This window comes from Cytobacillus gottheilii (assembly GCF_001636345.1).
GTDB lineage: Bacteria > Bacillota > Bacilli > Bacillales > Cytobacillaceae > Cytobacillus > Cytobacillus gottheilii.
In genome coordinates, this window is record NZ_KV440945.1 from 3,563,605 (window position 1) to 3,575,082 (window position 11,478).

Here is an 11,478-nt window from a genome sequence, read left to right on the forward strand (position 1 = left end):
GGATAAATCCCTCCTTAATATGCATCCAGCCGTTCAAGTTACAGCTAACTATTTTACTTGAAAATTTTTATTACCGTCATGTCTTCCAAAGACCAAACAATAAAGATACCACTATTAATCCACTATACTTAAAATGCCTACTATAGTTATACGATCGACTACATAAATGCTTTTAAAATTTTGGCTCTGTTAGAGTTTAAGTGTTAATATGGTTAAAAATAGAACTTCCAATGATCTGGAAGTTCTACTCTATATCCTTTTATCCTATCGATCAGGTTTGACCCACAGTTATCCAAGATAATAATGAAAACACCAAACAATTAAAAACATACTCACTATTCCCCAACCAGTGGTACTTACTATCCACCAAATGATGAATTTAGCTTTTGTTGAACTTTCCTCATCTTCCATATTAGCTGTTATAAAAGCAAGCTTACCTTCAGCACCCTTTTTCATAAAGTTCGGCACAGTAAATCCGATTGTTATGAAACCGATCGTAACCCAGAGTAATAAGTTCACCTTTTACACCCCCATTTTTGCGATTACTGTCCATAAATCCCCTGTCATTTGAATGAAATATTTAATAAATCACAAAATTAGTTAAATTAATTGTATCATAACTTTCTGAAAACTTTAAACACTCTCTAAATCCTTATTGCAAACTTCATTTCTCATTAACTACATGACAGTAATCAATTTCTAAATAATATATTGCCTTACTTAAAGCGTCATAAAAGAAAGGATCAAACTCCAGGTCTTTAAAAACATATACCTCTATTTGTTCATCATTATTACGATATGCTTCGAATATGCGATGGTTTCCATTGATACAATAAAGTTTGTTATGAGTCAAATAACGACTCTGCACTACCATTACAGGATTTTTATGATTTGGTTTTATGCGGTTTGGGTCTTTATTTAGATTGCCTTGATCAACAGCATTAATTATATCCGACGGATTAAACTGTACGGGCCTTAAATCTATTTCTTTTATAAGTGAAGCAGCTCCGTCAATGTCTAAAGCATATTCAAATACACCTGTGGGATACTCGGCATATAATGAAAATGTCTCTTGCCCAATCGGATGAATGACAGGATAAATTTCACTATTAAGAGTCTGATTTAAAATTTCTGTCCACTTTTTTGCCAGCTTAGCCCCTCGAACAGATTTTTTCTCCATCTCATTAATACGTGAAATAAAATGGTCTTTGGGGCTGAAATATTGGGATTCGATTTCATATATTTGCACTTTGCTTTTCATTTACAGGTCCCCCTTGATTCCTTTTTGATCCATTTTCGGTCATTGTAATGATTTTTTTCACTAACCTGCTCCAATTGTCAGATTAGAAAATCCTTAATTGGCATATAATCTCTAGAATTAATTTTACCATTTCCTGCAGCAGTTCACCTTTTATAATACAAAGGTGAGCCAATTCCCATTCTAAAAGTTAAGCAGATTCTAGTATCCTGCCGACCAGTAATCAAAGGAACAACATATACAAAAATGACCAAAAAAAGCGGCCGCATCCCAACTGGATGTTGAGAAAAGACCGCTTTTTTTCTGTAATGACTACTATATTAAAAAAACTTTATTACTTTACCGCCTTGCGTGCACCTTCAGAAAATGCGTCCGCGATGAATACAAGCACAATATAGCATAATAGCAGTTGTGTGATGCTTGAATAATGAAAAAAGCTCATACTCATTTTAAATTGCTGGCCAAGTCCTCCTGCACCAACAAATCCGACGACAATGGTAGTACGCATGATAACTTCCCAGCGATACAGAATATAAGAAAGGAATTTAGGCAAAACAGAGGGAAGAATTCCATAGAATAATAACTGGTATTTTCGTGCGCCGGCAACAGCCAGATTTTTTATCGGCCGTTCATCACTATCCTCAATGGTTTCCGCGCACAGCTTGCCAAGAATACCAAAGTTATGCAGTGCAAGCGCTAGTGCGCCAGGAAGAATGCCAGGTTTAAATACAAAGATAATCATCATTGCCCATATCAGTTCTGGTATAGCTCTGCTAAAGATATAAATGATCCGAATAATACCATACAGCAATTGACTATACCAATTTTTTTGAAGTATTAATGATCCATCGGCTATATTCCGGGCAGCAGGCAGGACGGTAATCATCATTAAAACCGCCGATATTCCAATTGCCATAATGCTCATCTTCAGTGTTTCCCAGGTGAGCTGAAGAGCCTCCATCCAGGCTTGTCCGCTTAAAAAAGCTGGTTCTTCCTCCTCTAATCCCGCTAATCCGCTGAAAAATTCTTTCACATACAGTAGATTCTCTGAAGAAAATAATGACAGAAACTCAGCTTTCTGAACAAAAATAATATAAATCCATGAACCTGACAAAAGGGCAGCTGGGATAAGAAACTTAAACCATTGTTTGGCTGCAGAAGCTGCATTAGAATGGCGTATGTATCTGCTCCAGAGGTCTATTAATAGAACCATGGCGATTAAACAATATAAAAAAGTCCACACTTCATTGTACGCCAAGTCATCTAAAGAAAGCTGAATCTGATAGCCGATTCCCCCTAGCCCAACAAAACTCATAATAGCTGAAGATCTAATAGCACATTCAAAACGATACATCACATAACTGAGAATACCTGCTCGGACCTGCGGCAAATATCCATACAGAAGGGTTTGCCATTTGCTTGCACCAGCCAATTTTAAACTCTCGATGGGTTCTTTTGGCACATCGGCAAGCAGGTCGGCAAAAATTCTTCCCAGAATGCCTGCGTAAGGAAGTGCTAACGCGAGGATTGCAGCATATGGTGATAATCCAAAGGACGCAACAAAAAGCCATGCCCATACTAGCTCATGAATCGCTCGCATAAAACTCAAAATTCCTCTAAAAAAGCTGGAAGACACTATCTTTCCAGCCTTTGTTTCAGCTAGTATCCCCGAAGCAAAAATACCGAGGAAAAAAGCTAAAACCAATGCCAGTGACATACCTGCCACAGCATACACCACCGTGATGACAATTGATTCCAGTGCTACAGTAAGTATTTCTCCTGATAAATCCGGCATGAAAAGAGCTGTTACTATCTCCATTAGGGTATCCATGCCGCTTCCATGTACAAGATCACTGTTCCATGTAACTGAAGAAAGCGACCATAGAAAGATTCCAATTAGGAGGAGCGTCAAAAATAAGCGTTTATGAACATCATAAATTTTAGTCATTCTGCTCTTCCTCAATTGCATATAATTCGGATAGCCTATCCTTCGTAATTTCATTGCTTTTTAAATCAAAAAATAACTTTCCGTTTTTCAAAGCGATAATTCTTGAAAAATAGGTTAGAGCGAAATCAACAGAATGGAGACTGGCTATAAGGGTTTGATTTCCCTCTGCAGCAAGCTGTGTCAGCATTTGCAAAAGATCTTCAGATCGTGCCGGGTCAAGGGAAGCGACAGGCTCATCTGCTAGAATAATGGCCGGATTTTGCAGAAGCAAGCGGGCCATTGCCACCCGCTGCTGCTCTCCTCCAGAAAGCAGCCCCGTTTTTGTATATAGTTTGTCTGCAAGCCCAACTTTTTTTAAGGCTTGTACGGCTGCCTGTTTTTCCTGAGGGAAAACAAGTGACAGCAGTGATTTAAGCAAGCCCCATTCCGAAAGCCTCCCTGCTAGTACATTATGAATGACAGGCAGTTCGTTCACTAAATCAAATTGCTGCCGAATCATACCAATGGTTTTAGCACGCCGCTTCGGATCTTTCATATTGCGTACATTCTGACCTAAAAGAGCAATTTCTCCTTCACTTGGAACAGTCAGTGCAGCTAAACTATTAAGAAACGTCGTTTTGCCTGCTCCGCTAGGACCTATTAGGGCGATTTGTTCACCGCTTTTTATAGAAAGAGAGAGGGAGGAGAGGGCATGTTTATGCCCATATGCCACCGTCATATTTGTAACGTCAATGCTGCTGTCATTCATCTACTTCACCTGCTACTTAATGATGCCAAGCTGTTTGGCTACTTCTTCAATATCTTTATAGTTGTCATTTTGTGTTTCAATAAAAGAATCCGTTTGGAACAAGTCTAGATAATCTGCTTGTCCGCTGCCCATGTTTAAAATCGCTTCTTTCACTTTATCCTTTGTTCCATCTCCGAAAGTGTCATCAACCGTATTAATTGTCCAGTTGTAATCATAGTATTCTGGTGTTGTATAAAAAGCTTTCACTTTTGATAGATCGACTTTTTTATCACTTATTGCACTTTCCCATACAGCCTCACTTAGAACACCAGCGGTAAAAGCACCTGATTCTACAAGCTTATAGGTTTTATCATGTGATCCAGAATAATTAGGCACTCCATCAAAATCTTCTTCTGGAGTAATGCCTGCTTCCATTAAAAAGTGTCTTGGCATTAAATGACCAGAAGTTGAACTTTCACTCCCGAAAGTAAATGATGCTCCCTCTAAATCTTCTAAGCTTTCTATTCCAGCATCACTCTGAGCAATAAAGACAGAAGTAAACTCCTCATCCCGAGGACGCTGTGCAATTGCTTCAGCTTCTGGAACTAAATTACGTGCTTGAACACCTGTCAAACCACCAAACCATGCTAATTGAATTTCTCCGCGATCAAACGCAGTAACAAGAGCAGAGTAATCGACCGAAGGAACATATTCAACCTCTAACCCGGTCTCCTCTGCTATGTAATCCGCAATTCCATCCATACTCCTGCTTAATTCAGCCGCATCCTGATCTGGAATTGCACCGATTTTAAATGTTTCCTGTTCTTGTGTATCACTGTTATCCGCACTATTGTCTTGTCCACAAGCTGTAATAAGCAGCAAAAGCAATATAATAAATCCAATCTTAAAAGCCTTCATTAGAAAACCTCCTATTATGTACTTGAAACAACTAGTTATTATACTCCTCATGTCGACTGTTGTCATAAAACATTATACGATAGATTCTGTTTAAATTTATATTCATGGAGTGATCGGAGAAGAGTTATTTAAAAAATGTGTGAACAAAATCGAAATTTAATTCAAATTAACTCTGATGGATATATAGGAGGTGTGTATTTAATACTTCGAGACTTTTACTTAGTCTAAAAAACACAGTTTCACTGAAACAATGCTTACTGTCTAATGGAGCATTAACCGAATTCGATGGATATCTCTTTGAAATCATGGTTAATTTATTTCATTTAATGACTCTTTATAAACACGAATACAAAAACCCATTTTTAAGTGTTCAAAATGGATTCTCTTTAAATAGCTTGGTTTGATTTTTTGGTAATACACATTGATTACCATTTAATCTTAATTGTATAGATGTACCCTTTTGGACTAATTGTTTTACATAAAAAAAACAGACTCTATAAAAAGTCTGTTTTTTTTCTTGTTATTAAGCTTTTTGCACGTTTGCTGCTTGAGCTCCACGTTGACCTTGCTCAACATCAAAAGTAACTGTTTGACCTTCGTCTAAAGATTTGAACCCTTCGCCTTGAATCGCTGAGAAGTGAACGAATACATCTTCTCCACCTTCACGCTCGATGAATCCGAAACCTTTTTCTGCGTTAAACCATTTTACTTTACCTTGTTCCATTATGTTTCCTCCTGCTGTGTGCTTTGCACACAATTTGGTACTATCCTTGCACTCAGTGATCATCAAGACGAAAAGCTAATCTTACTATCCTTTACACCGAACAAAAATAACTCTTCTAAAGTTTAACACTTTATATACACACTTGCAAGAAACTATATACTCAGACATTTTTGATACACTCTAATTTCGCACTTGGGTTAGTTTCTTTTATGGGTGTTATTCAGCAACACAACCGTTAGTTAAGAAGGTTTTCGTTGGGTTTAGTTAGGATGATTTGATACAATAAATCGCTTGCTCCGCTCCCAATCTGCTAATTGTTCTTTCTGATTCCAGACTACCTTGACCCGTTAGTAAAATGAAAGAAGCTGCCATTAGGCAGCTCTTATGCTATAAATTCAATCTATAATAAATAAAAAGAAAAAAAATCATTCAACTTTTTTTAAAAACTGTTTAACTTCTTTGGGTGATTTTAAAATGATAACTCGTTGATCTTTAGATATTTGATTGAGTTTCTTTAAAATTTCTGGTCTTTTCGTTTTGGGATAATTCCATATCCATTTTAAAAAGTTTAAGTCAAATCTTTCTTTGCAACCCTCACCCATATCAGGTCTTGTTTTGTTTCGGTATTGTAATATTCTTTTGAAAGCACGGTAAACACAGATTGTTCTTTGAATATCGAGAAAAATGATTGTATCTGCTGCATTCAATCTAATCTCCATTGTGCCACCATAATTCCCGTCAATAATCCATTCTTCTTTTTCCACTAGCTTATTTTGGATTTTCCTTTGATCATCCTTTGGAACACTTACCCAATTTGGCTTCCAAAATAAAGCATCTAGATGATAAACATCTATTTTAAGCTCTTCACCTAATTGCCTTGCTAATGTGGACTTGCCTGCTCCCCCTGAGCCTATAAGTACAATCTTTCTCATATTCATATGCTCTCCCTTTTTTAACAATCCTGCTCCTATTGTGAAACTGAAGAAGCAGCCTAATTCGTGGGCTGGAACTAAAATGAAACGTTTATCATATCGAGATAGACTTAATACTTTTTAGATATAAGCCCTGATTACCAAATTCAATTTCACCGATAAAGGTAAAAATGGAACTAAATTTCTTTCAACAAATGACTTTATAAGTATCAATGTACATCACTCCATTAGCAGCCAACGGCATAAACAGCATCATTTATCATGACAAAAAGAGAAAAAGCCGCCTGTTTTGGCAGCTGATGAAGAATTTAAGCACTAGTTCACGTAATAAAGGTGATTTATTTAGTTATAATTTTACCAGTGTACTTGAAGTTTATTGCCGTTTGGGTCATAAAAGTGGAAAAAGGCATGACCGTTATCTTCTTGTATCTCGTCGACCTTAACTTGATGATCAATTAAGTGCTGATGAAATTTAGGTAATTCAGGACTTGTAAAGCCAATGCTAAATTCTTGTTCATTATCAATTGTAAAATGTGCAAATGTTTCATCTTTGGTAGGAACTAAGATCAGTAAAAAAGCGCCTTCATTTACTTTCAATATTACACGTTCCTCGGTATTGTTTAGTACCTGAAGCCCTAGTACATCACTATACCATTGTGCAGACAGGTCTAAATCTTTTACAGGAATTCTAATATAATGGACTTGATCAATAAATGATTTACTCATATCATTCTCTCCTTTATTTAATCCGCTATATCAAATATTCCCTTACTATATACCTTTTTCCTTCCAATTTTTGAATTAACCTGCCCAGTTTGATTCCTACTTTTTTATTAATATACCAGAATTCATCTTCATCAACTGTGTTAAAAATCCATTCATATCCTTAGGTGAGATCTGTATCGTATTATATTTTCTGTAGTTAACTTCAATTCTGTTTATTGAAAGTGAGGGAGCTGTAAATGGATTTGTGGTTTGCCTAATGCTTTGAATTTCTTCAATTTTGATTGCCTTCTTAAATGGCCCGTACTGGATTTTAAGTATATTGTCTTTTATTGAATATCCTGTATTGAACCAAATCCATATTAAACTTAAACCAATTGGACATAAGATCACCACTTTTATCCACTGTTTATTTAAGAACTCAGGAGTCATCCAAACGCCAAAATCAGGAAATAATATAGGCGGAACAATAAATAAAACGGCAAATAGCCAAATAACGATTGTCATCCATAAGTCTTTTTTCGACGGAAAATACATTTTATCACCTCTGAACTTTTTACGATTCAAATGTATGTTTAGTTTCAGATAGACTTAAGAACTTTATGAACAGTCTTCTCGATTCAATTCATTCACGCACAAACCTAAGTATTAAGTAAAAAAGAAGCTGCACCCTTCACAGCTTCTACTTAATAGTCTGAAACTCAATAGAATTGCAATGTCTAGTCATTTTCTGATGCAATATTGTTAGCTGCACGTAAAAACAAGGACACAATGGCCAAGGCAACCTTTTAACAACTTTAAGACCGTATTATCTTTGTAAAAGCATATCGACGTGAGGGATATTATCCTCTAAATATGTTTCGGATATAGTTTGAAAACCAAAAGAACGATAGAATTTTCTTAAATAGTCTTGAGCTTGGATTTTAACATTTGTTTCTTTTAATTCGTTTTGAATAAAGTCGAGGCTATTCTTTAGAAGTTCCTCTGCAATTCCTTGTCCCCTGTATTCTTTCTTAACAAAGACTCTTCCAATTGAAGCTTCTTGATAGGAAACTCCCGCAGGTAAAATCCTTGAATATGCGATGATTTCTCCATTATCTTCTTTAAAAAGATGATATGAAGAAGGATCTTTACCGTCGACTTCTAGGTAAGGACAATTTTGTTCCACCACAAAAACTAAAGTTCTTTCTTTTAAAAGATTGTATAGTTCAATATTTGTCAACTCATCAAATGCCTTTAATTTCCATCCCATTCAAATACACCTCTTGTTCTTTTTACAATCGAAAATAAACTTTATAGGATCAATAATTTCTTTTGCTTCCTTACTAATTAATTCCGATCAATTTCTACCTTTCCCCTCACTCTTTGGAGAAGTTTAAAATAATTTCCTGTCCACCAGGATCAGTCGATTCCTTTAAATTATGCCGGTAACATAGTCACTTATTAGGTTAGTATTGGTATTATATTTATTATAGGTTCTTCATAAGGATGAATACTTCTAATTAGCATTTCTGCTTCTTTGATTCTCCCAAATAAACATCTAAATTCCATTTTACACTCTGTTCCAGAAGAAACCTCTCCTTTTGTTCCGTTAAAAGGATTGGCCTCTTCCAATGGTCTCCAATACCCCTTTACAAAAGAATATGACACTACATTATCATATGCGCCAACTTTTAGAACACCTATATTATTTAGCTCATTTCTTACCTTTTCAATGTACTCTTCTGGTAAAAGCACTTCTACTTTCACGTATTGAAACTCCATGTTAATTCCTCCATTCATATTTTTAATGCGCTAACAAAAAACTATTCCTCATTCGTTTTATCAAATCGTCAATTCGGACGATTTTCCCAAGGCTCAACCTGCCCAACAATAAGCACATGCTTTTTCTTCTTAATATTTTCAATTACACCCTCAGAAATTTCCCTATGCGTTAACCATCTTGACTGAGAACCTGCCATTTTAAAACCTAATTGAACTTGATAATATGCACAACTGGAAGATGCAGTAAGCTTCTTTTTTATTTCTCCTAGATTTGAACGACTGCCTAGTATATGAAATAACTCCCAAGAATTGCTTTCTTTTGAAACCTCACTAATAATACTTTGAAGAGCATTTTTCGTAATTGAATGGATCCATGCCACGACTATATTTATCTCTCCAGTTTGCTTGATTGTTACTTTTAGTTTCTCTATTAATTCATCATTATTCCTATAATCAACTAATAGCGGGGTTACTTGGCTGCTCGAACTCGCCTTTTCTTGAAGCTGCTTCACTTTTTCAGCATCTCTGGCAATGATCGACACATGATAGCCGTTATCTATTAACCAGAGTGAAACGCCTGATAACATACCAGTCCCACCAACAACTAATGCGTGCTTCACTTGTATTTCCTCCATTCTGGGGACAGGTTCCTTAATACAAAACACCATATTATTTACCAATGTCGATAATCACCTTATATCCTTTTGATAAAAGAAAAATCTTATCTGAAAATTGTTTAAAAACAACTAATTCTTAGGACGCTCTTTCTTTCCGTTCAGGCAAATATTTTTTCAATCTTCTTCATTCCCTCAATGCTGCACTTTTTTTGAAAATGACTGATCAAAAATTGTTTTGCATCTTCTCTCTCTATCTTTAAGGTCTGAATCCCATTTCTAATCACCCAAGAATCATAGGTCTCAAAAGCAGTACTGTTCCAGCCGCTTTTTTCTCCTTTTTCGTTGATTTTTTCTTGGATGCCGGAGATCAAGATATCCATTGAACCTTGCAATTCTAACAATGCATTTTCAAAAATCCTTTTTTGCTCTTTTTCCTTTAGTCCTGCTCTAGCTCTTAATGTTCTTGTATCTATTCCAGCCTCTTCACTGACTATATTATAGATTTCGAAAGCTTCTTTTGAAACATTTCCATTGTAGTAACGCTCCTCAACTGAGTCAGCAGAACCTAGCACACTTTTTACATAAGGTAGAAGTTCACGAGAGACCAATATAGATTTTTTCTTTATGAATTTGCCATATCCAGCGATTCCATCAGCTGAAAATTGTGTTCTCCATAACCAAGGATCATACTCTGTTCCTGAATGCCAAGAATCGGAATCAGTGACGCTATCTAGCGAAGGAAAGTCTGGAAATAGAGGAGCAAGAGGAAGTAGACCGATCTCTTCTATCACACGTACTGCCTGATCATAAGTTTTCACTTCATCATTCATAAATGTCCCTCCTGATTAGAGTAAAGTTAAAAGGTTATTTCGATATGTATACACTGCTTTCCTTCTAAAACGAAAAGAAGCTGCCCAATAGCAGCTGTTCTTTTAGATTATTACTGAATGCAATTTACAGTTCAGTAATCCTCCTCTATCTGATTTTTCTTTTCCTCATAATAAGCCTTCATTTCTTTATAAATATAATTAGCAATATCTTCAGGGAAATAATTATTAAATTCGTGAATATGCTCGGTGATAAATATATCGTCATCCGTCATATTTAAGAAGGTTACAGTGCCTGGAAATAAAGCATCCATTTCAGTTAGAATTTCTTGTACTTTTTTTCTGCTTTCAGAATCATTAAACTGGATGGAGCTTTTTATGGCCTGCAGCAAGTTCCATATTTCTCTATCCATCTTTTTTTTGAATTCAGGATCTTTCAGTAAATTCAATTGCTGCATGAGCTGTTCGTCATCGTTAAAATGTTTTTCAAATGATTGAATTTGTGATTTTTCTCTCCTAAATAAATCGAGCATGATAAAGGCGAACTCATCTAGATCTTCATCAGAAATGTCTTTTATATTGTAAAGACGTTCCATTCTTGTGATCACGTCAAGAATTTCATTCAATTCCTCCTGTTTTTTTAAAATTAATTGCTTTTGCAACAGCAGCAGCTCCCGATTCTTCGATCTCTCATTCTTCATTTGTTCCTTAATTTCTTTTAAAGACAATCCAAGATGTTTATAAATATTAATTTGCTGAAATTGTTCCCACTCAGCTGCTGTATATATTTTATTTCCATTGTCATTGTAGTTTTTTGGGCAAAGTAATCCAATTTTATCGTAGTACCGTAAAGTTCTGACTGTTGTTCCTGCCATTTTTGCAAATGGACCGATGGTTACTTCCATACAAATCCCTCCCCTCGTTTCATTTTAACCTGTTACGTAACGTCACATGCAAAGCGTAAATCTCCTATTAAATTTTTTAACGAAAAACTCTTGCTTACGACATAACGTCACCATTTAAGATTGGTTACATATTCA

The 11,478-nt window shown here is 35.8% G+C and carries 14 protein-coding genes; all 14 read right to left on the minus strand.

The genetic code is table 11. The features are described 5' to 3' along the window. Window positions 1-288: 288 nt before the first annotated feature. The 14 genes from A6754_RS17190 to A6754_RS17255 all read right to left on the minus strand — a co-directional run bounded on the left by A6754_RS17190 (window position 289) and on the right by A6754_RS17255 (window position 11,343). A complete protein-coding gene (locus A6754_RS17190) occupies window positions 289-519 on the minus strand; it encodes a hypothetical protein (protein WP_066448631.1) in 231 nt (76 codons plus the stop codon). A 145-nt stretch (window positions 520-664) separates the two neighbouring features. Then, window positions 665-1,261, minus strand: coding sequence for a hypothetical protein (locus A6754_RS17195; RefSeq protein WP_066448635.1), 597 nt, complete (start codon window positions 1,259-1,261; stop codon window positions 665-667). A gap of 331 nt (window positions 1,262-1,592) precedes the next feature. Beyond that, window positions 1,593-3,206, minus strand: coding sequence for a PhnE/PtxC family ABC transporter permease (locus tag A6754_RS17200; protein WP_066448637.1), 1,614 nt, complete (start codon window positions 3,204-3,206; stop codon window positions 1,593-1,595). Then, the gene (locus A6754_RS17205; protein WP_066448641.1) at window positions 3,199-3,954 is read right to left on the minus strand and encodes a phosphonate ABC transporter ATP-binding protein; all 756 of its coding nucleotides are present in this window, start codon (window positions 3,952-3,954) and stop codon (window positions 3,199-3,201) included. Before A6754_RS17205 ends, A6754_RS17200 begins: the two co-directional genes overlap by 8 nt. A 12-nt stretch (window positions 3,955-3,966) precedes the next feature. Continuing rightward, window positions 3,967-4,851, minus strand: coding sequence for a putative selenate ABC transporter substrate-binding protein (locus A6754_RS17210; protein WP_066448643.1), 885 nt, complete (start codon window positions 4,849-4,851; stop codon window positions 3,967-3,969). A 523-nt stretch (window positions 4,852-5,374) separates the two neighbouring features. Further along, entirely contained in the window at window positions 5,375-5,575 is a 201-nt protein-coding gene (locus tag A6754_RS17215) for a cold-shock protein (protein ID WP_066448645.1), read from the minus strand. A 425-nt stretch (window positions 5,576-6,000) separates the two neighbouring features. Further along, window positions 6,001-6,507 carry a DNA topology modulation protein gene (locus A6754_RS17220; RefSeq protein ID WP_066451701.1) on the minus strand — a complete coding sequence of 169 codons (507 nt, stop codon included), beginning with the start codon at window positions 6,505-6,507 and terminating at the stop codon, window positions 6,001-6,003. A gap of 354 nt (window positions 6,508-6,861) precedes the next feature. Further along, window positions 6,862-7,233 carry a VOC family protein gene (locus A6754_RS17225; RefSeq protein ID WP_066448647.1) on the minus strand — a complete coding sequence of 124 codons (372 nt, stop codon included), beginning with the start codon at window positions 7,231-7,233 and terminating at the stop codon, window positions 6,862-6,864. 96 nt (window positions 7,234-7,329) lie between these two features. Beyond that, window positions 7,330-7,767, minus strand: a complete 438-nt coding sequence (locus A6754_RS17230; RefSeq protein WP_066448649.1) for a PH domain-containing protein — start codon at window positions 7,765-7,767, stop codon at window positions 7,330-7,332. Window positions 7,768-8,038: 271 nt separating this feature from the next. Continuing rightward, on the minus strand, window positions 8,039-8,482 hold the full coding sequence (locus A6754_RS17235) for a GNAT family N-acetyltransferase (RefSeq protein WP_066448652.1): 444 nt from the start codon (window positions 8,480-8,482) through the stop codon (window positions 8,039-8,041). A gap of 191 nt (window positions 8,483-8,673) precedes the next feature. Further along, a complete protein-coding gene (locus A6754_RS17240; protein ID WP_066448653.1) occupies window positions 8,674-8,994 on the minus strand; it encodes a YqfO family protein in 321 nt (106 codons plus the stop codon). Between the two features lie 68 nt (window positions 8,995-9,062). Then, a complete protein-coding gene (locus A6754_RS17245) occupies window positions 9,063-9,614 on the minus strand; it encodes a short-chain dehydrogenase (protein WP_082851724.1) in 552 nt (183 codons plus the stop codon). A 155-nt stretch (window positions 9,615-9,769) separates the two neighbouring features. Then, a complete protein-coding gene (locus A6754_RS17250; RefSeq protein ID WP_066448654.1) occupies window positions 9,770-10,441 on the minus strand; it encodes an AlkZ-related protein in 672 nt (223 codons plus the stop codon). Between the two features lie 131 nt (window positions 10,442-10,572). Further along, the gene (locus A6754_RS17255) at window positions 10,573-11,343 is read right to left on the minus strand and encodes a MerR family transcriptional regulator (protein WP_066448657.1); all 771 of its coding nucleotides are present in this window, start codon (window positions 11,341-11,343) and stop codon (window positions 10,573-10,575) included. Between the last annotated feature and the right edge of the window lie 135 nt (window positions 11,344-11,478).